General features: G+C 64.9%; 21 protein-coding genes. 5 read left to right on the top strand and 16 right to left on the bottom strand.

Annotated elements, in window-relative coordinates:
* Positions 1–58: 58 nt before the first annotated feature.
* The 10 genes from ABID58_RS01975 to murJ all read right to left on the bottom strand — a co-directional run bounded on the left by ABID58_RS01975 (position 59) and on the right by murJ (position 9,269).
* The gene (locus ABID58_RS01975; RefSeq protein ID WP_027531542.1) at positions 59–1,057 is read right to left on the bottom strand and encodes a PhoH family protein; all 999 of its coding nucleotides are present in this window, start codon (positions 1,055–1,057) and stop codon (positions 59–61) included.
* A gap of 64 nt (positions 1,058–1,121) precedes the next feature.
* Entirely contained in the window at positions 1,122–2,516 is a 1,395-nt protein-coding gene (miaB, locus tag ABID58_RS01980; RefSeq protein WP_354031325.1) for a tRNA (N6-isopentenyl adenosine(37)-C2)-methylthiotransferase MiaB, read from the bottom strand.
* Between the two features lie 191 nt (positions 2,517–2,707).
* A complete protein-coding gene (locus ABID58_RS01985; RefSeq protein ID WP_354031326.1) occupies positions 2,708–3,388 on the bottom strand; it encodes an HAD family hydrolase in 681 nt (226 codons plus the stop codon).
* Positions 3,389–3,392: 4 nt separating this feature from the next.
* Positions 3,393–3,848: a Fur family transcriptional regulator gene (locus ABID58_RS01990; RefSeq protein ID WP_354031327.1), complete on the bottom strand. Its 456-nt coding sequence runs from the start codon at positions 3,846–3,848 to the stop codon at positions 3,393–3,395.
* A gap of 38 nt (positions 3,849–3,886) precedes the next feature.
* Positions 3,887–4,372, bottom strand: coding sequence for a ribosomal protein S18-alanine N-acetyltransferase (rimI, locus tag ABID58_RS01995; protein ID WP_148750918.1), 486 nt, complete (start codon positions 4,370–4,372; stop codon positions 3,887–3,889).
* Complete coding sequence (gene tsaB / locus ABID58_RS02000) at positions 4,369–5,064, bottom strand: tRNA (adenosine(37)-N6)-threonylcarbamoyltransferase complex dimerization subunit type 1 TsaB (RefSeq protein WP_354031328.1); 696 nt, start codon at positions 5,062–5,064, stop codon at positions 4,369–4,371. The genes rimI and tsaB overlap by 4 nt, the downstream gene beginning before the upstream one ends.
* A 204-nt stretch (positions 5,065–5,268) precedes the next feature.
* The gene (locus ABID58_RS02005) at positions 5,269–5,838 is read right to left on the bottom strand and encodes a NifU family protein (RefSeq protein WP_354031329.1); all 570 of its coding nucleotides are present in this window, start codon (positions 5,836–5,838) and stop codon (positions 5,269–5,271) included.
* Positions 5,839–5,986: 148 nt separating this feature from the next.
* Positions 5,987–6,481 (bottom strand): universal stress protein, encoded by a 495-nt coding sequence (locus tag ABID58_RS02010; RefSeq protein WP_354031330.1) that lies wholly within the window; start codon positions 6,479–6,481, stop codon positions 5,987–5,989.
* 109 nt (positions 6,482–6,590) lie between these two features.
* Positions 6,591–7,643 carry a tryptophan--tRNA ligase gene (gene trpS / locus ABID58_RS02015; RefSeq protein WP_354031331.1) on the bottom strand — a complete coding sequence of 351 codons (1,053 nt, stop codon included), beginning with the start codon at positions 7,641–7,643 and terminating at the stop codon, positions 6,591–6,593.
* 93 nt (positions 7,644–7,736) lie between these two features.
* Positions 7,737–9,269 (bottom strand): murein biosynthesis integral membrane protein MurJ, encoded by a 1,533-nt coding sequence (murJ, locus tag ABID58_RS02020; protein WP_354031332.1) that lies wholly within the window; start codon positions 9,267–9,269, stop codon positions 7,737–7,739.
* 124 nt (positions 9,270–9,393) lie between these two features.
* Between murJ and ABID58_RS02025 the strand changes: the two genes are divergently transcribed.
* Positions 9,394–10,395: an adenosine kinase gene (locus tag ABID58_RS02025; protein ID WP_354031333.1), complete on the top strand. Its 1,002-nt coding sequence runs from the start codon at positions 9,394–9,396 to the stop codon at positions 10,393–10,395.
* A gap of 173 nt (positions 10,396–10,568) precedes the next feature.
* On the opposite strand, the gene ABID58_RS02030 is transcribed toward ABID58_RS02025, so the two are convergent.
* Both ABID58_RS02030 and ABID58_RS02035 read right to left on the bottom strand, forming a co-directional pair.
* Positions 10,569–12,263, bottom strand: a complete 1,695-nt coding sequence (locus ABID58_RS02030; RefSeq protein WP_354031334.1) for an AMP-binding protein — start codon at positions 12,261–12,263, stop codon at positions 10,569–10,571.
* Positions 12,264–12,416: 153 nt separating this feature from the next.
* Entirely contained in the window at positions 12,417–13,610 is a 1,194-nt protein-coding gene (locus ABID58_RS02035; RefSeq protein ID WP_354031335.1) for a serine hydrolase domain-containing protein, read from the bottom strand.
* A gap of 339 nt (positions 13,611–13,949) precedes the next feature.
* On the opposite strand from ABID58_RS02035, the gene ABID58_RS02040 reads away from it, so the two are divergent.
* Together ABID58_RS02040 and ABID58_RS02045 are read left to right on the top strand one after the other, a co-directional pair.
* The gene (locus ABID58_RS02040) at positions 13,950–14,270 is read left to right on the top strand and encodes a hypothetical protein (protein ID WP_148750910.1); all 321 of its coding nucleotides are present in this window, start codon (positions 13,950–13,952) and stop codon (positions 14,268–14,270) included.
* A gap of 122 nt (positions 14,271–14,392) precedes the next feature.
* Entirely contained in the window at positions 14,393–15,886 is a 1,494-nt protein-coding gene (locus ABID58_RS02045; RefSeq protein WP_354031336.1) for an NAD-dependent succinate-semialdehyde dehydrogenase, read from the top strand.
* 127 nt (positions 15,887–16,013) lie between these two features.
* Here ABID58_RS02045 and ABID58_RS02050 read toward each other — a convergent pair whose 3' ends face one another.
* The 3 genes from ABID58_RS02050 to ABID58_RS02060 all read right to left on the bottom strand — a co-directional run bounded on the left by ABID58_RS02050 (position 16,014) and on the right by ABID58_RS02060 (position 20,459).
* Positions 16,014–18,230 carry a SulP family inorganic anion transporter gene (locus ABID58_RS02050; RefSeq protein WP_354031337.1) on the bottom strand — a complete coding sequence of 739 codons (2,217 nt, stop codon included), beginning with the start codon at positions 18,228–18,230 and terminating at the stop codon, positions 16,014–16,016.
* 295 nt (positions 18,231–18,525) lie between these two features.
* The gene (locus ABID58_RS02055) at positions 18,526–19,440 is read right to left on the bottom strand and encodes a phosphoribosylaminoimidazolesuccinocarboxamide synthase (RefSeq protein WP_354031338.1); all 915 of its coding nucleotides are present in this window, start codon (positions 19,438–19,440) and stop codon (positions 18,526–18,528) included.
* A 101-nt stretch (positions 19,441–19,541) separates the two neighbouring features.
* Positions 19,542–20,459, bottom strand: coding sequence for a pirin family protein (locus ABID58_RS02060; RefSeq protein WP_354031339.1), 918 nt, complete (start codon positions 20,457–20,459; stop codon positions 19,542–19,544).
* Between the two features lie 270 nt (positions 20,460–20,729).
* On the opposite strand from ABID58_RS02060, the gene ABID58_RS02065 reads away from it, so the two are divergent.
* Together ABID58_RS02065 and ABID58_RS02070 are read left to right on the top strand one after the other, a co-directional pair.
* Complete coding sequence (locus ABID58_RS02065; protein ID WP_354031340.1) at positions 20,730–21,791, top strand: helix-turn-helix domain-containing protein; 1,062 nt, start codon at positions 20,730–20,732, stop codon at positions 21,789–21,791.
* 146 nt (positions 21,792–21,937) lie between these two features.
* Positions 21,938–23,377: a serine hydrolase domain-containing protein gene (locus ABID58_RS02070; protein WP_354031341.1), complete on the top strand. Its 1,440-nt coding sequence runs from the start codon at positions 21,938–21,940 to the stop codon at positions 23,375–23,377.
* Between the two features lie 4 nt (positions 23,378–23,381).
* Here the strand turns inward: ABID58_RS02070 and ABID58_RS02075 are convergent, their stop codons facing one another.
* Complete coding sequence (locus tag ABID58_RS02075; RefSeq protein ID WP_354031342.1) at positions 23,382–24,752, bottom strand: MmgE/PrpD family protein; 1,371 nt, start codon at positions 24,750–24,752, stop codon at positions 23,382–23,384.
* Positions 24,753–24,859 lie beyond the last annotated feature (107 nt).

Here is a 24,859-nt window from a genome sequence, read left to right on the forward strand (position 1 = left end):
GTTTGTTCGGAACGATAAGGCGCTGGATCTGCGCCCGTGTGGTCCCGCTGTTGTCTCGTCAGGATTTGTTGCCGGCGGGCGGCCGCTGCGGCAACCCTTCGTAGGCGGAGACGATTCGTGCCACGAGCTCGTGGCGGATCACGTCCTCGGCTTTGAAATGAACTTGCGCAATGCCTTCGACGCCGCTCAGCAGACGGGTTGCCTCGGCGAGCCCCGAGGTCTGGCCGTTCGGCAAATCGATCTGCGAGGGATCGCCGGTCACGATCATGCGGCTGTTCTCGCCGAGACGGGTCAGAAACATCTTCATCTGCATCGACGTCGTGTTCTGGGCTTCGTCCAGGATGATCGCGGCGTTGGTCAGCGTGCGGCCGCGCATGAAGGCGAGCGGCGCGATCTCGATCTCGCCGGTCTGCAGCGCGCGCTCGACGATGCGTGCGTCCATGAGGTCGTAGAGCGCGTCGTAGATCGGGCGCAAATACGGATCGACCTTCTCGCGGAGATCGCCGGGCAGGAAGCCGAGCCGCTCGCCGGCTTCGACCGCCGGACGTGACAGGATGATCTTGTCGACCTCCTTGCGCTCGAACAATTGCGCGGCATGCGCGACCGCGAGCCAGGTCTTGCCGGTGCCGGCGGGGCCGATGCCGAACACAAGCTCATGGCGCTTCAGCGCGCGGATGTAGGAGTCCTGCGCGGCCGTTCGCGCGCGCACCGGGCGCTTGCGCAAGTTGATGCTGTCGAAGGCCGACTTTGCCGACTTGGCGTCGAACTCGAACAGGGAGCCCTGGGCGATCACGGCGCGGATCGCGCCTTCGACCTCACCCTGGTCGACATCCTGCCCCTTCACGGCGTGCGCGTAGAGCGTCTCCAGCACCCGGCGTGCCGCGTCGCAGCCGTCGCGGGTGCCGCCGATCGTGATGTGATTGCCCTTGGAGTCCACCACGACGCCGAGCCTCCGCTCGATCTGCGCCAGGTTCTGGCCATAGGGGCCGACCAGCGCGGATGCGGCGCGGTTGTCGTCGAAGTCGATGACGACCTGGGTCTCGGGCGGAACTTGCATGTCGCGGTCAAATTTGCGGCTGGGAGCGATAGCAGACGAATCCGATGCGCTTTTTGGCAAGGGTTCAGGCTCCCGTAGCGATGGATGATAAAGCGGGCTCGCGCGTGCGTTGCGTGGCGAGCTCGCCGAGGAAACTGTAGCGCTCGAGGCTGTCGATCCGCACCGGCAGGATTTGTCCGATGATGTCGGGCGAGGCCATCACATGTGCAGGCTGAAGGAAGGCGGTGCGGCCGACGATCTGGCCGTCCTTGCGCGCCGGACGTTCGAACAGCACGTCGACTGTTGAGCCAACCGCAGCCTTGTTGAAGGCCGATTGCTGGCTGTCGATCAATTCCTGGAGCCGCTCCAATCGCTGGTCCATCTCGGCGGGGGGCACCGTCTCCTGCATATCCGCGGCCGGCGTTCCCGGCCGGGCGGAGTATTTGAACGAATATGCTGCAGCGTAGCCGATTTGCGTGACAAGCGCGAGGGTCGCGAGAAAATCTTGCTCGCTCTCGCCGGGGAAGCCGACGATAAAATCTGATGAAAAAGCAATGTCTTGGCGCGCCGACCGGAAACGGTCGATGACATCAAGATAATCATTGGCGGTATGTTTCCGGTTCATGGCGGCCAGGATTCGGTCCGAGCCCGACTGCACCGGCAGGTGCACGAACGGCATCAGCGCATCGAGATCGCGATGGGCCGCAATCAAGCTGTCATCGACGTCGCGGGGGTGGCTGGTCGAGTAGCGTAGCCGCGCGATGCCGGGAATCCCGGCCAGACGCTCCAGCAATTGGCCGAGCCCCCAGCTTTTTCCGTCAGGCCCGTCGCCGTGATAGGCGTTGACGTTCTGGCCGATCAGCGTGAGCTCACGAACGCCGTTGTCGGCAAGGCGCTTCACGTCGTCGATGATCTTTGCCACCGGACGTGAGACCTCGGCGCCGCGTGTGTAGGGCACGACGCAGAAGGTGCAGAACTTGTCGCAGCCTTCCTGCACCGTGACGAAAGCGGAAATGCCGCGCGCGCGGATCGCATCGGGCCTGGGCTGGGCGAGGAAGCCGAATTTGTCCGCGGCGGGAAACTCGGTCTCGATCGCGCGGCCTTCGCTCCCGGCCCGCTTCAGCAACTCGGGCAGATGATGATAGCTCTGCGGACCGACCACGACGTCGACCGCCGGCGCGCGGCGCACGATCTCCTCGCCTTCGGCCTGCGCGACGCAGCCTGCCACCGCAATCTGCATGGCACGGCCCTCGCGCGCGGCCTCGTCCTTGGCGACGCGCAGCCGGCCGAGCTCGGAATAGACCTTTTCAGAAGCCTTCTCGCGGATGTGGCAGGTGTTGAGGATGACGAGGTCGGCCTCCTCGGCATTCGCCGTCTCCACGAATCCTTCCGGAGCCAGCGTGTCCACCATGCGCTGGGCATCGTAGACGTTCATCTGGCAGCCATATGATTTGATGTGCAGCTTGCGCGGCGGCTTCATGGAACCCGGAATTGAGGTGGAGGACGCCCATCAGATATAGGCTGGAGAGCCGAAAATCCAGCGATTGGGGGGCTTTTCGGCTGTCATTCCTGGGCGCGACGCAGTCGCGAACCCGGAATCCAGAGGTTTTGGCACGTGATTCCGGGTTCGATGCTGGCGCATTGCCCCGAAATGACGCCGAGAGGACGAAATCAGCCCGTCAGCGCGTCCACTTCGATCCGGCGGACCAGCTCAGGTAATTGATGCATGTCCGAGAAGGTCAAGTCGGCACCCGCCTGGCGCAGGGTCTCGGCATGGCCGGCCCCGCAATGGCTGCCACCGTAAAAGCCGAACACTTTCATCCGGGCCGCGCGCGCGCCGGCGATGCCGGCAAGGCTGTCCTCGATCACGACACAGCGCTGGGGCGGGACGCCCATTTCCTTCGCAGCAAACAGGAACAGGTCCGGTGCGGGCTTGCCGTTTGTCACCTGCGAGGACGAGAAGATGTTCGGTGCGAGGCGTTCATAGAGCCCAGTGCTTCCGAGACTCACCCGCATGCGCGGATGCGAACCGCTCGATGCAACGCAGACACGTTGCGTCACGACGTCGAGCACGTCGTGGATGCCGCGGATCGCTTCGAGGTCGGCTTCGAATGCGCGAAACAGCTCGTCCTGCAGATCGCCGTGATAGGCCTCTGGCAGCTTGCGGCCGAGTTCGGTTTCGATCTCGAGATTGGCCTGTTTTGTCGAGCGGCCAAGGAAGCGCTCGGACACCTGCTCCGATGTGATCGGATAGCCGTGCCGGGTCAGCACGTCGGCATGGGTGCGACAGGAGATCGCCTCGCTGTCCACGAGCACGCCGTCGCAATCGAAGATGATGAGGTCAACGGCCACTAGATCAAGACGTCGGCGTGTCGTCGTCGAGCGGAACGCAATAGAGCTCGAGCCGGTGGTCGACCAGCTTGTAGCCGAGCTTGCGGGCGATCTCCGCCTGAAGCTTCTCGATCTCTTCGGAGGTGAACTCGATCACCTTGCCGTCGCGCAGATTGATGAGGTGGTCGTGATGGCTGTCGCGCATCGTCTCATAGCGCGCGCGGCCCTCGCGGAAGTCGTGGCGTTCGATGATGCCGGCATCCTCGAACAGCTTGACGGTGCGATAGACGGTCGAGATCGAGATCTTGTCGTCGACGGCGACACAGCGCCGGTACAATTCCTCGACGTCGGGGTGATCGACCGCCTCCGCAAGCACGCGGGCGATGACGCGGCGCTGCTCGGTCATGCGCATGCCGGTGGCGGCACAGCGCCCCTCGATGCCGGACGCCTTGGATGCGGAAGAAGGTTTAAGTCCAGTCATGTGATATCTGCCTGACGGGGCGCTTTCTGCCATCGATATTAGGACAAGTCACGTCGCATCAGAAGTGCGTTCAATTGTTCCCCGTTGGCCTGCTTATAGTAGCGTTCGCGGCGCCCGACCACCACGAATCCGCATCGCGCATAGAGCCGTCGCGCCGGCTGATTGTTCTCCTCGACCTCCAGAAAGATCGTGCGCACGCCTCGCCCTGCGAGGTGACCGAGATGGGTCATCAGCAGCGTGCGGGAGAGACCGCGGCCGCGATGGGACTGGTCGACCGCGACCGAGAGGATTTCGGCTTCGTCCGCGCCGATCCGCGACACTGCAAAGCCGATCGTCTGGCGCCCCAGGCGCAAGCGGTGGACGAGCGTGTTGCGCTCGCTGAGCATGGTCTCGAACTCGCTTTCGCCCCAGCCCTGCGCAAAGGAGGCGCCATGGAGCTGCGCCAGCCGCGCCGCGTCGCGCGCTGATGCCGGTTCGACGGCGGCGGTGCCGCCGCGCCACCATTCCGAAAACCATCTCGTCATGACGTTGCGGCTTGAGCCGCGAGCAGCGGCTGGGCCGCCGGCTTTGCATCGGGCGCCTTCAGATAGAACGGCCGCGCCGGATTGGTGTCGGGATTTGCCGCAGCGCCGAGCCAGGCGACCCAGCTGATGTCGGGCGCGGGCTGCGCGTCGACCGAAACAGGTTGCGGCGCATCCTTCGGCCAGCGCTCGGCGAGAATTTTCGCGGCATTGCCGACCAGATGCGGCGCGCCGAATTGCGAGGCCGCGATCGCCTCGTCGATGGGAGCGACGGCCGGCCGGACCAGCAAACTGCCGTCACCGGCGACGATCTGGAAATAGACGTGGTCGTGCCGCGCATCGATCGCCGAGATCACCGGCGCAGGTCCGCTCTGGCCGACAATGGCGGCCGCATAGGCCGACAAGGTGGTGAGACCGACAGCCGGCCGCTTGGCCGCGAGCGCGAGACCGCGTGCTGCCGAAATGCCGACCCGCAAGCCGGTGAAGCTGCCGGGGCCGACCGTGACCGCGATGCGGTCGAGCGCCGTGAAAGCGAGATCGGCCGACTGCATCACGCGCGCGATCATCGGCATCAGCGCCTCGGCATGGCCGCGCTTCATGAGCAGCTGCTCCTGCGCGAGGAGCTCACCGGCGTCGGTGTCGAGAACGGCAGCCGCGCATGCTTCGAGCGCAGTATCGATGGCGAGGATCAGCATGAAAAAGCGAATGGCGAGTGGCGAATAGGGAGCAGTTTAGCGAACCAGACGCCTATCCGCCATTCGTCATTCACTCTTCGTAGTCCCCCGATATTGCCGCACTTCGTAGGGTGGGCAAAGGCGCTCTTGCGCCGTGCCCACCAACTTGTCTCCAAGAAAAGAAGGTAGGCACGCTTCGCTTTTGCCCACCCTACGGCACCTCGCTCACATCGGCCGGACTTCGACCACGTCAGGCACGAAGTGCTTCAGCAAATTCTGGATGCCGTGCTGAAGCGTCGCGGTCGATGACGGGCAGCCGGAGCAGGCGCCCTTCATGTTGAGATAGACGATGCCGTCCTTGAAGCCGCGGAAGGTGATGTCGCCGCCGTCATTGGCGACTGCGGGCCGCACGCGGGTCTCGATCAGATCCTTGATCATGTCGACCGTCTCGGCATCGGACTCGTCGAAGAACTCGTCCTCGTCGTCGAGATCGGCGTCGCTGGTGGCCGCACCGTCCGCGAGCAGCGGCGCGCCGGACATGTAGTGCTCCATGATGGCGCCGAGGATCGCGGGCTTGAGCTGCTGCCATTCACCGTTCGCCTTGGTCACGGTGATGAAGTCCGATCCATAGAACACGCCGGTGACGCCGGGCACCTCGAACAGCTTTTCGGCGAGCGGCGAGCGCGCAGCGGTTTCGCGGCTCGAAAATTCCATCGGGCCGCCGTCGACCACGACGCGGCCGGGAATGAATTTGAGCGTGGCGGGATTGGGGGTGGCTTCGGTCTGAATGAACATGGTTTTCTCCGGACGTCGCCGGTTCAAGGCCGGCGCGTGCTCTATCCAGTAGCAGATGGCGACGGCAAACGCACGGTCAAGGGGGTGGGGAGGATCGTTTCGCTGTCATTTCAGCGGGTTATGGCGTTCGCTGAACCTCCTCGGAAGGCTAGGACAGCGAATCCACGCTTCGGTCGCTCAGCGCGCCGGAAATGACGGTCACCGGCACCGGGAACGTGCCGAGCACATGGGTGAGCAGCGCCACCCACGGTCCCGGCCCTTCCGCGCCCGGGCTGGCGGCGAGGACGAGCATGGCGATATCAGGGTCTTCGTCGATCACCGCGAGCAGCTGCTCCATCGCGGCGCCCTCGCGGATGAGCCGTTCCGGCGTGATCGCGGCGATGCCGTTGGCGCGGCCGGCGGCGCGGTCGAGCGCGGCCTCCGCCGCTTCATGCGCCTCGGCGCGCATGATGTCGGCGACGCCCAGCCATTGCTGGCTCTGGTCCTCGATCTCGATGATGCGCAGCATCACCACGCCGCCGCCGGCGCGGATCGCCCAGCGGCTGGCGTAATAGACCGCGCGATCCCATTCGGCGGTGTCGTCGACGATGACGAGACATTTGGGCTTGTGACCCGGCTCGAAGCAAAGTCGCTTGCTGGTCATGCCTATCCCGGAATGTGCACAGGCGGGCATGCTGCCACACTCGCTCCCGCTTGGGGAGAGGCGAAGCGGCCCGCGCCATGGCGCAGGCCCAAGCTAGCAACCGCAATCTTCAGCGGCGGCGGACGAAGCCGACGATGTCCTTGGAGAGGTTCATGGTCTCCTCGGCGAGGGCACGGGCCCGATCGGAACCATCGTTCAGGATGGTCTCGATATGGCTGGGGTCGGCGACCAGGCGCTTCATTTCGCCGGCGATCGGCGCGAGCTTCGTTACGCACAGCTCCGCCAGCGCGTTCTTGAAGCTGGAGAACTGGCCGCCGCCGAACTCGCCGAGCACGCTGGCCTTGGGACGGCCGGAGAGCGCGGCGAAAATGCCGACGAGATTGTCGGCCTCGGGACGTGCTTCCAGGCCCTTCTCTTCGCTCGGCAAGGGCTCCGGATCGGTCTTCGCCTTGCGGATCTTCTGCGCGATGGTGTCGGCGTCGTCGGTCAGATTGATGCGCGAATTGTCCGATGCATCCGACTTCGACATCTTCTTGGTGCCGTCGCGCAAGCTCATCACGCGCGTCGCCGGGCCCGTGATCAGGGGTTCCGGCAGCGGGAAGAACAGGCCGTCATTGCCGCCGTGGCTGCGAATGGAATCGCCGAAGTCGTTGTTGAACTTCTGGGCGATGTCGCGCGAGAGCTCGAGATGCTGCTTCTGGTCCTCACCGACCGGAACGTGGGTGGCGCGGTACAGCAGAATGTCGGCGGCCATCAGCACGGGATAGTCGAACAGCCCGACCGAGGCGTTCTCGCGGTCCTTGCCGGCCTTCTCCTTGAACTGGGTCATGCGGCCGAGCCAGCCCATGCGCGCGACGCAGTTGAAGATCCAGGCGAGCTCGGCGTGGCCGGAGACCTGGCTCTGGTTGAATACGATGTGCTTCGTCGGGTCGATGCCGCTGGCGATGAACGCCGCGGTCACCTCGCGGGTGTTGCGTGCGAGCTCGGCCGGGCCGCCCCAGACGTCCAGGCCTTGCGTGATCGCGTGCATGTCGACGACGCAATAGATGCAGTTGTGGGTTTCCTGCATCTTCACGAAGTTGACGATCGCGCCGAGGTAATTGCCGAGGTGCAGATTGCCTGTCGGCTGGACGCCCGAAAAGACCCGTTCAACGAATGGCATGGCAAGAGTTCCTGGAGGTATTCGGGCCGTCGTTTCCAACAGCGGGGCTGCCCCGTCAAGGGTAATTCGATGGCTTTGCCCGCCAGGGGCTGGCTAGGCGGGCCGCTTCAGGGCGTTGACCGCCTCGCGCCAGGACGCCGCGCCGAGGATTTGCAGGAGCAGGCCGTAGACGGCAATTCCGGCGCCGATCTGCAAGCCCAGCACAATGAAGCGGATCAGGCCGTGGGCCTCCACCGGCATCAGCCCCGTCGTCAGCCAGAGCAGGGCGCCCATGGCGGCGGCCGCAAGCACGATCCGCGGCAGCCGCTTGCGGCCGGCAGCGTCGACCGAGAAGCCGAATTCGCTGGTGCCGTTGCGGAGCAGCGAGAATGCGCTGCTCCAGGCGCCCGCCGCGATGCTTGCAGCGATCCCGCTCGCGCCGAAGAAATGGCCGAGCAGGACGGCGAGCAAGACCGCAACCACAAAGCCTTTGGCCGTGGCGAGCAGCGGCGTCATCGTGTCGCCGCGAGCAAAGAAGGCCGGTGACAGCGCCTTGATCAGCACATGCGCCGGCAGCCCGAGCGCCAACCACATCAACGCGCGAGCGGTGGCCGCGCTGTCCTCCGTGCCGAACGCGCCGTGCTCGAACAACAGCCGCACGATCGGTTCGGCCAACACGGCGAGGCCGAGCGTGGCGGGCAGCGCGAGCCCGGTCGCGAGCTCCAGTGCGCGCGATTCCGCATGCGCGACCGCGTCGCGATCGCCGCTCCCCACCGCCCGCGTCAGCTCTGGCACCAGCACCGTGCCCATGGCGACGCCGACAATGCCGAGCGGCAGCTCGATCAGGCGGTTGGCGAAATAGAGCCAGGACACGGCCGACGGCGTCGCCGAGGCGATGATCGCGCCGGCCACCATCAGCCATTGCGGCCCGGAGCTTGCGATCATGCCGGGGATCGCCTTGGCAAAGAAGCCGCGCATCTCCTTGTCGAAGCTTGCGCGCAACGGTGTCGCGAGATGCGCGCTTCGTTGCGACAGCAGCATCAGGAGCTGCAGCAGGCCGGCAATGCCGACGGTTGCCGCCAGCATCCACGCGGCGAGCGACGCATCGGCGTGCCCCAGCAGCAGCGCGGCGATTGTCACGATCAGTGCGATGTTGAACAGCAGCGGCGAGAACGCCGTGAGCGCAAATCTCCCTTGCGCGTTCAGCAGCCCCATCAGCACCGTGACCGGGCCGGCAAAGGCGAGATAAGGCAGCATCAGCCGCGCGTACTGCACGGCGAGATCGAGCCTGTGGCTGCCGACGAATCCCGGCGCGATGATCGTGATGATCAGCGGCATCAGCAGCGCGATCACGATGGAGATCACGATCAGGGCCGCGCTGACCGCGCCGAGCACGCGTCCCGCAAACGCGGAGGCGGCCTCTTCGCCATCGCGGTCACGGACGCGCAGCCAGGCCGGGATCAGGGCTGCATTGAGTGCCCCTTCGCTGAGCAGGCGCCGCACCACGTTGACGAGCTGGAAGGCGGCCAGAAACGCATCCGCCACGGCGCCGGTGCCGAGCAGCGCCGCGATCAGGGAATCGCGGGCAAAGCCCAGCAGCCGCGAGGCCAGTGTTCCCGTCGAGACGGTCAGGAAGGAGCGGATCATCGGTCGTTATAATACCGTTGCTTGCCCGTGCGGGTCCGGTCGTGATAGGCCGCGAGCCGGATTTCAGGCCGACAGGAAGCGGATTTCCGCAGGTATCGCAATCCGGCAAACAGGATCAAGGTGAATGGCTGACGTGAAATATGACGTTCTCGGCATCGGCAACGCGCTGTTCGACGTGCTGGTCCGGACCGATGAAGCCTTTTTGGCCAAGCACGGCATGACCAAGGGCAGCATGTCACTGATCGACGAGGCGCGGGCGGCCGCGATCTATGCCGACATGGGCCCGGCGACGGAAGTCTCCGGCGGGTCGGCCGCCAACACCATCGTCGGCATCGGCAGCCTGGGCGCGCGTGCCGCTTACGTCGGCAAGGTCAAGGACGACCAGATCGGCAAGCTCTATGTCCACGACATCCGCGCCGCCGGCGTCGGCTTCAACACGCCGGCCGCGAAGGACGGTCCTGCGACCGGCTGCTCCTACATCCTGGTGACCGGCGACGGCGAGCGCACCATGAACACCTATCTCGGCGCGGCGCAGGATTTGTCGCCGGCCGATATCGATCCGGCCGAGATCGCGGCCGCCAAGATCGTCTATCTCGAAGGCTATCTCTGGGATCCGCCGGGGGCCAAGGAAGCCTTCGTCAAGGCCGCCAAAATCGCCCACGAGGCCGGCCGCAAGGTGGCGCTGACGCTGTCGGACTCCTTCTGCGTCGGCCGCTACCGCGACGAGTTTCTGGGGCTGATGCGCAACGGCACTGCCGATATCGTGTTCGCCAACGAATCCGAGCTACGCTCGCTCTACGAGACCTCCGACTTCGACACCGCGCTCAAGCAGCTGCGCAACGACGTCAAGCTCGGCGTAGTCACCCGCAGCGAGAAGGGCTGCGTGGTGGTGACGCCGACCGACGCCGTCGCAGCTCCAGCCTCGCCGATCAAGCAGCTGGTCGATACCACCGGCGCCGGCGATCTGTTCGCGGCCGGCTTCCTGTACGGCCTCTCGCGCGATCTGTCGCACAAGCAGTGCGGCGAGCTCGGTGCGCTTGCCGCCGCCGAAGTGATCCAGCACATCGGCGCCCGTCCGCAGGTGTCGCTGAAGGAGCTGGCGCAGCAGCGCGGGCTGACGGTTTAGTCGTCGTCTCTCTCTCCGTCATTGCGAGCCTCACTCTCCGCTGTCGTCGCACGGCTCGACCGGGCGACCCAGTATTCCAGAGACGCTAGTGGAATACGGAGAAACCACGGCGTACTGGATTCCCCGCTTTCGCGGGGAATGACAGTGTTGGTGTGGTGAGAGCACTCACCGCATCACGCCGTCTTCGCCGCCTTCAGCCCCAGCCGCTGCTCGACCGCCTCGCGCATCACGAATTTCTGGATCTTTCCGGTCACGGTCATCGGAAATTCGTCGACGAACTCCACATAGCGCGGGATCTTGTTGTGGGCGATCTGGCCATCGCAGAAAGCGCGGACCTCCTCTGCCGTCAGTGTCTCGCCGGACCGGACACGGATCCAGGCGCAGAGCTCCTCGCCATAACGGGTGTCGGCCACGCCGAAAATCTGCACGTCCTGGATCTTCGGGTGACGGTACAAAAACTCCTCGATCTCGCGCGGATAGAGGTTCTCGCCGCCGCGGATCACCAGATCCTTGATGCGGCCGACGATGTTGCAATAGCCCTCGTCGTCGATGGTGGCGAGATCGCCGGTGTGCATCCAGCCGTTGGCGTCGAGCACATCGCCGGTCTTTTCCTTCTCCTCCCAATAGCCCAGCATGACGCTGTAGCCGCGGGTGCAGAGCTCGCCGCGTTCGCCGCGCTTGACGATCCGGCCTTCGAGATCGACGACCTTCACTTCGACATGCGGATGAATCCGCCCGACGGTGGAGACGCGCCGCTCGAGCGGGTCGTCTGTTGCGCTCTGGAAGCTGACGGGGCTGGTCTCGGTCATGCCATAGGCGATCGTGACCTCGCGCATGTTCATCTCGGTGTTGACGCGCTTCATCACCTCGATCGGGCAGGGCGCGCCGGCCATGATGCCGGTGCGGAGTGATTTCAGGTTGAACCTCGCGAATTCGGGATGGTCGAGCTCCGCGATGAACATGGTCGGCACGCCGTAAAGCGCGGTGCACTTCTCCTGCTCGACCGCGCGCAGCGTCGCCAGCGGATCAAAGCCCTCGCCGGGATAGACCATGGTCGTGCCGAGCGTGACGGATGCGAGGTTGCCCATCACCATTCCGAAGCAATGGTAGAGCGGCACGGGAATGCAGATGCGGTCCTGCTCGGTCAGGCGCATCGCGCGGCCGGTGAAATAGCCGTTGTTGAGGATGTTGTGGTGAGTCAGCGTCACGCCCTTGGGCGATCCCGTGGTGCCGCTGGTGAACTGGATGTTGACGGGATCGTCGAACTGAAGCGCCGCGCCGAGCGCGGCAAGCTGCTCGCGATGCCCGGCGCCACCCATGCGCGCGACGTCCTCGAAGGGGATCGTGCCGGGTGCTGACGGCCCGCCGATCTGGATCACCATCCGTAAGGCTGGCAGCCGTGCCGCCCGCAGCTGTCCTGGCTTGGCGCTCGCCAGCTCCGGCAGCAGCGTGTTGAGCATCTCGATGTATTGGCTGGTCTTGAATGCCGTCGCGGTGACGATCGCTGCGCAGCCGACTTTCTTCAACGCGAACTCCAGCTCGCTGAGCCGGTAGGCCGGATTGATCGTGACCAGGATCAGGCCGGCCTTGGCGGCGGCGAACTGGGTCAGTGTCCATTCCGGACGGTTCAGCGACCAGATGCCGATCCGCTCACCGCGCTCGAGGCCGAGCGCGAGAAAGCCCGCGGCGAGCGCGTCGACGCGTTCGGCGAATTCAATCCAGGTCCATCGCACGCCGTGGCTGGGCGAGACCAGCGCCTCGCGCGTGCCCCAGCGCCGCACGGCGTGGTCGAGACTGCGCCCGATGGTGTCGCCGAGCAGCGGCGTATCCGAAATGCCGCAAACGTAACTGTCACTTTTATCCGCCAAATCGAAATCCTCTCGTCAAAGATGGTCGGCGTGATCTTTCTCAGTCGTCATGCCCGGGCTTGTCCCGGGCATCCACGTTCTCCGTGCAGCAAGGCAAGGCGTGGATGGCCGGGACGAGCCCGGCCATGACGTTTGGTGAGAGTTCTCAGCCCCTCAGGCCGCCTTCTGTCCGCTCCCCGCATCGAGCCCGGCATAGACGCCACGTTCGAATCCCGCGAACGCCTGCAGGCATTTTGCGTCCGCAAACGGCAGCAGCTGCATCAGGATCACGCCCGTGACGTCGCGCGCGGGGTCGATCCAATAGTAGGTGTTGGCGAGGCCAGCCCAGGCGAGGCTGCCTGCGCTGCGGCCCTCTACGGTCTTGGCGGTGTTGATCATGAAGCTGAGGCCCCATTTCTTCACCTGGTCCGGATAGAGATCGACGTCATTGGTGTAGATCGGCGCCGCCGTGGTCATCTTGGTCATGTTGAGATCGCCCATCTGGTTCTGCCCCATCATGGCGATCGTCTCGGCCTTCAGCACCTGGTTGCCGTTGCCGCGGCCCTTGTTCAGGATCATCTGGGTGAACTTGATGTAATCACCCGCGGTCGAATAGAGCCCGCCGCCACCCATGTGGAATTCCGGCTCTTGCTCGAGCTCGAACGGGATCGCGGCGAGCTGGCCGTCCTCGCCGCGGGCATGCATGCCGACCAGGCGCTTGCGCATGTCGTCGGTGATCTTGAAGCCGGTGTCGGACATGCCGAGTGGTGCGAACAGATTGTCGCGCAGATACGCATCGAGACGCTTGCCGGTGACGGCTTCCACGGCTTTGCCGGCGAAATCGATATTGGTGCCGTATTCCCACCGCGTGCCGGGATCGGTCATAACAGGCGTCTTCAGCGCGGCATTCTGGCAGGTGGTGATGGCGGGGATGCCGGTCTTCTCGAGATAGACCGCGAGATCGCCGTTCCACATGTTGTAGGCGAAGCCGGCGGTGTGGGTCATCAGCTGGCGCAGCGTGATGGCGCTCTTCGCCGGCCGCAGTTTTGGCTCGCCCTTGGCATCAAAGCCTTCCAGCACCTGCGGCTGCGCGAGATCTGGCAGCAGCGATCCGATCGGCGCATCGAGCGAGAGCTTGCCCTGCTCGACCAGCTGCATCGCGCCGGCACTCGTCACCGCCTTCGTCATCGAGGCGATCCAGAACACGCTGTCCGCGGTCATCGCATCGGGCTTGGACAGATCGCGCTTGCCGAACGCGCCCTGATACAGGACCTCAGTACCGCTTGCGGCGATCGCGACAACGCCGGGGATTTCCTTGGCGTCGCTTGTCTTGCTCAGAATCCCGTCGATCTCAGCTTTGCCTTGCATGCGCGTTTCCTCCGGTTTGATTATTGTTGGAAGCGATCGATTGTCCTCCCGCATCCGCTGCGCGGCAAGCGTGGCCATAACCACCTTGCGGTCGCGATGTCGTGACTTGACGGTCCCGGCCCGGCGCGGGACGACTGATCTGCAACACTTCTTCACAATCTGCGGTGGAAGGCCGCACTTCGCCGTGACCATGGATAGGCTCAGGCGATATGTTTCGAACGTTTGGAGCACTTGAAACATTTTGTGCGTTGCGGCGCTCAGCTTAAGGCCCGATCGGCAGCTGACGTTAAGACTTGATGCAAATTTGGCGGCTGTCTACCGGCCGCGAGAGGACCCGAGATGATTTCGACCTGGAGCGAATGGAAGCGTTATCCCCGTCCCGGACGGGGCGACAATCTCGAAGCTCCGATTTCGCCCGGCATCTACGAGGTCCGCACCGCCGGCACCGGTGCGCTCTATTCCTTCGGCGCGGTCGACAATCTGGCGCAGGCGCTGGCCCTGCTGCCGGTCGGCTCTAAATCCTGGTTCGGCCGCCGCGACACCTCCGATGCGCCCGATCTCGAATATCGCACCTGTGCGACCTCCTCGAAAGCCGGCGCCAAGGCCGCCGCCGAGCGCATGATCGGCCGGCGCGAGACCTATATGAGCGGCGCGGCGTAACCTTCCCGCTCCGAGTTTAGCTCCCGGCAGATGTGCGTTGCGGGACGGTGCATTGCGCGCCGTCTGTCCCTATATTCCGGCCGATCCGATCGCCCCCAAATGATCGTTCGAGGAGTAACGCCATGACGCCGCCCGCCGCAGCACGCGCCCAGCACGCCACCGCCACCCTGCGTGACCGGTTGAAGGACCCTTCGCTCCTGAAGGAGGCCTGCTACATCGATGGCGCCTGGGTCGGCACGCCGGGCTTTGCCGTGAACAATCCGGCGACCGGCGTCGAGATCGCGAAAGTCCCGCAGCTCGGCGCGGACGACACCACCAAGGCGGTTGAAGCCGCTCAGCGCGCCTTCCCGGCCTGGGCCAAGCACACCGCCAAGCAGCGCTCCAATATTTTGCGCAAATGGTTCGAGCTGATCACCGCCAACCGCGAGGACCTCGCGCTGATCCTCACCTCCGAGCAGGGCAAGCCGCTTTCAGAAGCGCTCGGCGAGGTCGATATCGGCGCCGCCTATATCGAGTTCTTCGCAGAGGAAGCCCGCCGCGTCTATGGCGAGACCATCCCGACGCAACGGCCCGATGCACGGCTGCTCGCGATCAAGCAGCCGATCGGCGTCTGCGGCGCGATCACGCCATGGAACTTCCCGAACTCCATGATCACCCGAAAGGTGTCGCCGGCGCTGGCCGCGGGCTGCACCGTGGTGCTCAAGCCCGCCAACGAGACGCCACTCTCGGCCCTGGCGCTGGCCGTGCTCGCCGAGAAGGCCGGCATCCCCAAGGGCGTGCTCAACATCATCACCGGTGACGCGCCGCCGATCGGCAAGGTGCTGTGCGAGCATCCGGCCGTGCGCTTCGTCGGTTTCACCGGCTCGACCGCGGTCGGCAAGATCCTCTACCAGCAGGCTTCCGTCGGCGTGAAGCGGCTCGGGCTCGAGCTCGGCGGCAACGCGCCGTTCGTGGTGTTCGACGACGCCGACATCGACGCGGCGGTCGAAGGCGCGATCGTCTCGAAATACCGCAACATGGGCCAGACCTGCGTCTGCGCCAATCGCATCTACGCCCAGGACAAGATCTATGACGAGTTCGTCAAGAAGTTGTCGGCGAAGGTCGTGGCGATGAAGATCGGCGACGGCACCGAGAGCGGCGTGACGCAAGGGCCGCTGATCAACATGAAGGCGATCGACAAGGTCGAGCGTCACATTGCCGATGCCGTCAAGCGCGGCGCCAAGGTCGTGACCGGCGGCAAGCGCAGCGAGCTTGGACGTTCCTTCTTCGAGCCGACCGTGCTTGCCGACGTCAAGGCGGACTCGTTGGTGGCGCAGGAGGAAACCTTCGGCCCGCTCGCGCCGGTGATCCGCTTCAAGGACGAGGCCGACGTGATCGCGATGTGCAACGCCTCGCCGTTTGGCCTCGCGTCCTACTTCTACTCCCGCGATATCGGCCGCGTCTGGCGCGTCGCCGAAGCGCTGGAATCCGGCATGGTCGGCGTCAACACCGGCCTGATCACGACGGAAGTCGCGCCCTTCGGCGGCGTCAAGGAAAGCGGCCTGGGGCGCGAAGGCTCGCGTCACGGCATGGAAGAATATGTCGAGATCAAATACGTGATGATGGCGGGGGTGTGAGGCAGTTGCTGCTTCCTCCTCGTCATGGCCGGGCATGTCCCGGCCATCCACGTCCTGTCCCGCGGTACAAAGAACGTGGATGCCCGGGACAAGCCCGGGCATGACGACCTTCTGGGTTACGTATTGATCACCGCCGCAGCACTGCGATCGTCCTATTTGCGAACGTCAGCCGCTCCGCCATCACCGACACGAAATAGGTCAGCAGCTTGTGGCTGAGCGCGGGGTCTTCTTTCCTGATCGCGTCGAACTGGTGAGTGTTCAGCACGTAGAGCACGCTGTCGACCTCGGCCTGGATGGTGGCGCTGCGCGGCGTCTGTGACACCAGGCCCATCTCGCCGATCGTGGTGTAGCGCCCCAGGCTGCGCACGCGCGTGGTGCGGTCGTCGTCGGCGGGGATCATGATGCCGACGCGGCCGTCGAGGATGAAGTGCATGGAATCGGCGGGATCGCCGGCCTGCACGATAACCTCGCCGGCCTCGACCTCGATGCGCTGGCAGCGGCGGATCAGCTCATCGGCGTCGTCCTCGCTGTCGAGAATGCGGGCGAACCAGTCGCGCAGGCTCGCCTCTTCCTGCGCCAGACCCTGGTGCTGCGAGATCAGCTCGTTCTCGCACCATTCGAGCGCGTGATCGAGCTCGCCGATGATGGTGACGCCTTCGCCGACGAAGTCGCTGGCGCGCAGCACCTTCTCGGCCGCCGCCGACAGATGCACCAGGATCAGCTCGACGCCGAGATCGCCTGCGCTGCGCTTGATCTGGGCAAAACTGTAGGCGGCGGAGGAGTCGACGCCGGTGACGAGCTTGAAGTCGAACAGCAGATAGCGGCACTCCGGGCGCTGCTGGAGCAATTGCTTGACGTGCTGGTAGAGCCGGTTGGCGGAGCCGAAGAACAGATAGCTCTGGAGGTTGAGCCCCTGGATCTTGCCGCCATGGGCCAGCAGCACCTCCTGGTCGTCGCGCGAGCGGTCGAGCGAGGAGCGATATTCGGAGCCGTCAAAACTGTACTTGATCGATTCGACCCTCGCCGCGCTGAAGGCGAAGGTCGCGCAGCCGATGATGACGCCGATCAGGATGCCCGGCACGAAACCCCAGGCCACGATGATGACGATAATGGCGACCAGCGACAGATATTCGAGCTTCGAAAGCCGCTTGCGCGACTCGATGATCCATTTGTGCAGCTGGTCGGCGCCGAGATAGAGCAGCAGGCCGCCGAGCACGAATTTCGGAATGAAGCCGAGCAGCTCTGGCGCGATCGCGAGCATCAGCAGCGACAGCGCCGAGGCGGTGAGGCCGGAGAGCCGGCCGCGGCCCCCGCTGGATAAATTGAGGATCGAGCGGCTGATCGAGCTGCAGCCGGTGTAGCCGCCGAGCACGCCGCTAAGGATGTTGGCCGCGCCCGTGACGTTCAGCTCGCGCTCGAGATTGGCCTCGCGGTGCACGGCGACCTCGATGCCGGTGGTGTTGAACAGCGTGCTCGACGCGGTGACGAAGATGACTGCGACGAGATTGCCGAGCAGGTCCGGCACGGCAAACCAGGGATAGCGGGCGAGGTCGTCGGCGTGCCAGGGCAGCATGAATGCGGCCTGCGGCGGCGGCTGAAAGGTCCAGCCCATGCTCCGTGCCTGGTCGAGCGAGACACCCGAGATCCAGAACGCCAGATGTGCCGTGAGCACGCCGCCGACCAGGATGATCGGCAGCCCGAATGGAGTCCGCGAGCGGTGCCAGGTCAGATACAGCACCAGCGCCATGGCGCAGGCGGCGCCGATTTCCAGCAGCGTGGTGCCGTTGGCGAAGCGCGGCAGCGTCGTGAGCTGCACCGGATAACCGGTGATGACCCTGATCGCACCGAGGGCGATGAGAAGTCCGGTGGCGCCGAGAAAGCCGCCGACCACGGGATAGGGCACGTAGCGGATGGCGCGGCCCATCCGCGTCAGGCCCAGCCCGCACAGCACGATTCCCGTGAGCACCGTCGACAGGCCGAGCGTGATCAGGACCGGCGAGAGCAGCGGTGCCGACAGATTGGCCGCTTCGATATGCTCGACCAGCGAGGCCGCCAGAATTCCTGTTACGGCCGCGGTCGAGCTGTCGGGGGCGGCAATTGCGAAGGGCAGGGAGCTGCCGAGCCCGATCACGGCGGCAAGCACCGCGGAGCTGATGAAGGTCGCAGCGATGCCGTAGGACAGATAGGGCGAGAGCGGACCGGCGAAGATCAGCAGCGCATAGGACAGCCCGAACGTGAGGGTGAGGATGCTTGCAGCACCCCCGCCCAGCATATCATTCAGCGCACGCTTGACGGACGGACTGACCCCGGTGACCGGATCGAAGCCAATTGCAGGATCTGTCACGCCGTCACACTCGCTCATGAAAATACCCGCCCGGAGAGGTAGACGACTGCGAGCCTAGCGCAACAGAATTCTTGCAAGTATGAGATAGCCGACAGTTTTCGGGCATCCGGAGAGGATGCGGCCTACGGCGTGTGAATAGGCGATCATATGACGGCGGTGATGGAGCTAGGTTGACAGTGCTGGAGGGGCGCAGCAGCCCTTCCGCGTCGTTGCGAGCGTAGCGAAGCAATCCAGAGTCTCCTCGCGGCGGCAGTCTGGATTTGCTTCGTCGCAAGAGCTCCTCGCAATGACGGAGCTAAATCTTCAGCTCTCGTCCTGTCACCCGCCGATACGCTTCCAGATACCGCTTGCTGGTTGCATCCACCACGCTCGCGGGCAGCGGCGGTGGCGGGGCGTCGCCGTTCCAGCGGCCGGCGCGGCGCTCGACGTCGAGATAGTCGCGCAATGGCTGCTTGTCGAAGCTCGCTTGCGGCTGGCCGGGCTTGTAGGCGTCGACGGCCCAGAACCGCGAACTGTCCGGCGTCATGACTTCGTCGATCAGGATGATGCGGCCGTCCTTGTCGCGGCCGAACTCGAACTTGGTGTCGGCGATGATGATGCCCTGCTCGCGCGCCAGCTCTTCGCCGAGAGTGTAGATCGCGCGGGTCATGCTTTCGAGCGTGTAGGCGACCTCGTTGCCGACGACCTCACGCATTTTGGCGATGGTGATGTTCTCGTCATGGCCGGTCTCGGCCTTGGTTGCGGGGCTGAAGATCGAGGGCTCGAGCTTCTCGCTCTCGACCAGGCCGGCCTTCAGTTTTTCGCCCGCCAGCGTGCCGGAGCCGGCATATTCCTTCCAGGCCGAGCCGGAGAGATAGCCGCGGATCACGCATTCGATCGGGAACACGGTGGTGCGGCGGGACAGCATGGCGCGGCCGAGAATCTCGGCGCGATGGGCTTTAAGCGCCGGCACGGCTGCGATGATCTCGTCGGTGTCGGCGCTGATCATGTGATGCGGCACCACGCCTTCGAGCTTGTTGAACCAGAACGCGCTGATCTGGGTCAGCACCGCGCCCTTCATCGGGATGGTCTCGCCCATCACGACGTCGAAGGCGCTGATGCGGTCGGTGGTCAGCAGCAGCAGGCGGTCGTCGTCGACGGCGTAGATATCGCGCACCTTGCCACGCCCGATCTTGGTTAGGGGCAGGTCGCTGGAGAGCATCGTGGTCATCGCAAAGCTTTCGCAGACTTAGCTTTCAGGGCAGACTTGGCTTTTTGCAGACTTGGCTTTCAGGAGCACATCCGGCCGCGCCCGACGGAAACCGGATTAGCCTATTCCGGCAGCGGAATGAACTCATGTTCCTGCGGAACCGCGGTGAAGCGGCCGGTTTTCCAGTCCTGCTTGGCCTGCTCGATCCGCTCCTTGCTGGAGGAGACGAAATTCCACCAGATGTGGCGCGGGCCCTCCAATGCATCGCCGCCGAGAAACATCATCCGCGTGGCCCTGAGCGCCTTCACGGTAATGCGGTCGCCGGGGCGGAAAATCAGCAGCCGTGGCCCTTCGTAGCGCTCGTTCGCGATCTCGACCTCGCCGTCAACCACGTAGATCGCGCGCTCCTCATGGTCGGGATCGAGCGGCACACTAGCACCCGCAACAGCCGTGACCTCGGTGTAGAACCAGGGCGAGACCATTTTCACCGGGGAGGCGATGCCGAAGGCGGATCCGGCGATCACCCGCGCGGTAAAATCGCGCTCGGAGATCATCGGCAGCTCGCCGGCCGCATAATGCTGAAACGTGGGATCGATCTCTTCGGAGCCGGCCGGCAGCGCAATCCAGCTTTGCAGGCCGAGCATCTGCTGGCCCGAGGCGCGCTGCGCATCCGGCGTGCGCTCGGAATGCGCGATGCCGCGGCCTGCCGTCATCAAATTCATCGCACCCGGCGCGATCTCCTGCACATTGCCCTCGCTGTCGCGATGCATGATCGCGCCGTCGAACAGATAGGTGACGGTGGCAAGCCCGATATGCGGATGCGGCCGTACGTCCATGCCCTTGCCGGAGACGAACTGCACCGGGCCGAAATGATCGAAGAAGATGAACGGCCCGACCATCTGCCGCTTGCCATGCGGCAATGCGCGCCGCACCGAGAATCCGTCGCCGAGATCGCGGGTGCGCGGCACGATGACGAGATCGAGCGCGTCGCAGGACATGGGATCGCCGAGCACGGGATCGTTGGAGGGTTGCCAGCTCATGGTGGACTCCTTTTGACTTTCTTGGACGCGATGGTAGCAGAATTTCGCATCGCCGTCGCGACAAAGGCTGTTCCACAAACTCGCTGTCATTCCCCGCGAAGGCGGGGAATCCAGTACGCCGAGGCTTCTCGGTTCAATGATTGCCGCCTCGGAGTACTGGTTCGCCCGCCTTCGCGGGCGATGACATCTGTAGATGAGGATGGTCCTTGAAAAAGCTGGCGCAACGAACGATGTTTGGCTGGTTTCAACCGCGCCCGATCGCATCGCCCGATGACACTTGCCGCAATCGATCTCGCCTTTCGCGCCGCCAGCGTTGCGTTGCTGCTGGTGCTGGCGGCGTCATTGCTCGCCGACTTCCGCAATGTGCTGGCCGCCCGCCTCGGCGCGGCCTTCGCGCTGGGCGCGGCCGCGCATGCTGTGAGCTATTCGTTGGATGTCACGTCGCGGATCCCGCTCTGGCATGCACCGTTGATCGCATTGTCGACCGGCACCATGGTGGTGTTCTGGCTGTTCACACGCTCCCTGTTCGACGACGAGTTTCGCCTCCGCTGGTGGCACGGATCGGTCTGGGCGCTGGTGACGGCCTTCAGCTTCGCGGGCTGCGTCTGGATTGCACCCAGTGGCCATGTGCGGTTCTCGGTGACGGTGGTCAATCTGATCGTGCTCGGATTCATTGCGCTTGCGATCGGGCAGACGATCGCCTCCTGGCCGGCCGACCTGGTCGAGCGCCGCCGCAGCGCTCGAGTCTTCATCGTCTGCGCAACCGCGCTCTATGGCGGGCTGAACGCGGTGCTCCAGATCGCCGTCGCCGGGCACCACGTCGGCGATGTCGCCGAAACCATCAATGCCGGGGTGCTCGCCTGCACCGTCGCGGCGATCGTCTATGCCATGATGCGGGTTGACGGGGCGGATCTGTTTCCGGCCGCGACGGAGCCCGCACCGCCGATTGTTTTCAGTCAGCCTGCGGCCGATGACGCCGCCGATCAAAAGCTCATCGACGCCCTGATGCGGCTGATGGCGGACGAGCGGGTCTATCGTCAGGAGAACATCACCATCGGCGCGCTGGCGGGCCGGTTGAAAATTCCGGAATACCGGCTGCGCCGGCTGATCAACCAGCGGCTCGGCTATCGCAACTTCAATGTGTTTCTGAACAATCACCGGATCGAGGAGGCCAAGGCCGCGCTCGCCGATCCCACCCAGGCTGAGGTTCCCGTCATCACCATCGCGATGGACGCCGGCTTCCAGTCGCTCGGCCCCTTCAATCGCGCCTTCAAGGCGGTCACGGGCGTGACGCCGACGGAGTATCGGCGGCTCAAGGTTGATGCGGTCTAGATTATTATCTCGTTGGAATCATATTAGAATTTCAAGTTCGGCTAGCGCCGGTCAGTTTCGACGAGGTCGTATTTCAAATCCGGCGAGCACGCTTCGCCCGCATCCGGCTCCTTCTCCGCCATTCGCCCCGAAGCAGGAGAAAGCCCGTGACCCGCTGCCGCAAGATCATCCTCGCTACCACCGCCACCGCCACCGCCATCGCCTTTGCCGGCCTCGCCCTCGGCGCGGCGCGGGCCCGCGACGTGCCGAAGGTTGCCACCGGCTTCATCGCCGACACGCTCTGCTCGGAGACGTTCGTCTCCGGCCTCGACCCCATGCGCGACCTCGCCGAGACCACCGATGCGATGCCGGGTGCGGGTCTCCTGACCTGGGCGATGGATGTTCGGGTCGATCGCGCCCGCAAGGATGTCACCGTGACGTTGTTCGGCATCGGCCGCAGCCATGCCGTCTATCGCGAGGGGCTCGGCTGCACGCTCGAGCACGACCAGGGGCTCGTCGACGTCGCGGTGCCGCCTGACGACAAGCAGCCGGCGTTGCTCCCCGAGATCGCCGGTCCGGGACTGGTGCCGCCGCAAAGCCAGGGGCTATCCGCCGCGCTCGACCGCGCCTTCGCCGAGCCCGCACAACCGCCTTATCGCCGCACCCGCGCGATCGTCGTCATGAAGGCCGGGCGCATCGTTGCCGAGCGCTATGCTGACGGTGTCGGGCCGGAGACGCAGCTGCTCGGCTTCTCCATGACGAAGTCGGTGATGTCGGCGCTGACAGGCATTCTCGTGCGCCAGGGCAAGTTGAAGCTCGACGGGCCCGCGCCAATTGCCGCCTGGCAAAATCCGGACGATCCGCGGCATGTCATCACCGTCGATCAGTTGCTGCGTCACACCGCCGGCATTGCGCTCGGAAGCTCGTTGGAGGCCTGGCTCGGCTCCGCGCTCGAGCCGGTTAATGCCATGAAATACGCCGAAGACGATATGGCCAGCTTTGCCGAGCGCGCGCCGCTCGCGACCGCGCCGGGCACAGTGTGGAATTATCACGACGGCAACACCATCATTCTCGCGCATCTGATCCGCAACGCCGCCGGCGGCAAGCCCGCGGATGCGCTTGCCTTCGCGCGCCGCGAATTGTTTGCCCCGCTCGGCATGAACAACGTCACGCTTCAGCTCGACGGTGCCGGCACGATCGAGGGCTCCGGTGAGATGCTGGCATCCGCGCGCGACTGGGCGCGCTTCGGCCAGCTCTATCTCAACGACGGCGTCGCTGGCGGCAAGCGCATCCTCCCCGAGGGCTGGGTGAACTATTCCGCGACTGCCACGCCAAACGCGTGGGTCGGCATCGGCGCCGGCTTCTGGACCAACCAGGGCGACAGCTTTGGCGCAAAGTTTCGAATCAAGCATGGCTGGCCGCGCGATGCCTTCTTCGCCAAGGGCACGATCGGGCAGTACACGATCGTGATCCCGTCGGAGCGGCTGGTGATCGTGCGCCTCGGCCGTTCGCCGAACGCGCCGCCAGAAGCCGATGGCGTGTTCGATCTGGTGCGGGACGTGGTGGCGACAACCCGCGAGAAGGGGAAGCTGGCGGGGGCGAACTAGGCGGCTACTGCCGCCCCAATTCCGTCGCCTTCGCCACGCGATCGAACCGCTCCAGCGTCATGATGGCGTCAGCGAATTTGTCGGCCCGCGCATTCAGCACGGGCCGCGCCAGCGTCAGGAATTTTTGCTGCATCGCCTGCGCATCCGGGAACGATGTCGGCTCTCCGGAAGGATCGGCGTAGAGGCGCTCGTGCACGCCGTCATCGGTGGTGATGCTGACGCGGGCGCCAAAGGGATGGGTGCGGCCGACCTCGAGCCGGTCGTCCTGCACCACGTCGAACTTGTCGGCGAGCGCGTCGATCGCGGCGTCGCCGAGACGGCTGTAATCGTCCCAGCCGAACGAGCCCTGGTCGAGCGCTAGCGCGCCGGTGAAGAACATCGAGAACTGGCCGCCGACGATCGAGGTGGGGTGCCGTTTGGTCGCGGCATCGCCGGTCAGGGTGATGCCGTTGCGGTGCAAGCCGATCTCGACGCGCTTGACCTGGTCGGGCGTCAGATTGTGCTCGCGCCGCATCGCGATCAGCGCGTCGATCGCGGCATGGGTGTAGCGGCAGCTCGGATACGGTTTCACGCCGATCTTCATGGTCTCATAGCTCTTGCCGAGCCCGGCCACCGCCTTGTCGGGATGCGCGTCGTCGGTGTAGCCGGCGAGCAGGCCGTGCTTGCCTTCGATCGATTCCGTCGCGCCGACGAAATCGTTGCGCGCCAGCGTCGCGGCGATCACGCCGTTCATCGCGGCGGCGCCGACCTGGTAGCGCTTGTTCCAGGCGCCACTCATCAGGAATTGCAGCGAGCCCGCCGCCTGGCTGCCGGCGACGCCGAAGGCGGCGATGATCTGCGTCTCGGAGAGTCCGAACAGCTTGCCAGCCGCAGCGGCCGCGCCATAGGTGCCGGCAGTCGCGGTCGGATGGAAGCCGCGCGCATAATGTGAGGTCGGGTCGAGCGCGTTACCGAGACGGCAGCAGACCTCGTAGCCCGCCACGATCGCGGTCAGCACGTCGCGCCCGGAGGCGCCGACCATCTCGCCGACGGCAAACGCGGCCGGAACCACCGGCGCGCTCGGATGCAGCGAGGAATCGGCATGGGTATCGTCGAAGTCGAGGGAATGGCCGAGCGCGCCGTTGAGCAGCGCCGCCACCGCCGGTGTCCAGGTCTTGCTGTCGCCGAACACGGTGGAAGAGCCCTTGGTGTCGAGCGCGAGCGCTTCCAGCATCTTCAAGATCGATGGGGTCGATTCCGCCTCGCTCCGCGCCCGGATGGCGCTGCCGAGGAAATCCAGCGTCAGCACCTTGGCGCGATCCAGCACCTCCGCCGGAATATCCGCGAATTTCAGGTCGGCGACGTAGGCGGCGAGCGTTGCGGTTTCGTGAGCCATCGTGTTTCCTCGTTTTGGCCGGCAAATTAGGCGGGCTGATTTTGCCTTTCAAGCGGCCTTGGAGCCGCGGGCATCAGCTATGCTTCTGGCTGGTCAACGAGGATCGG

Source organism: Bradyrhizobium sp. S3.2.6, assembly GCF_040546885.1.
Lineage (GTDB): Bacteria > Pseudomonadota > Alphaproteobacteria > Rhizobiales > Xanthobacteraceae > Bradyrhizobium > Bradyrhizobium cytisi.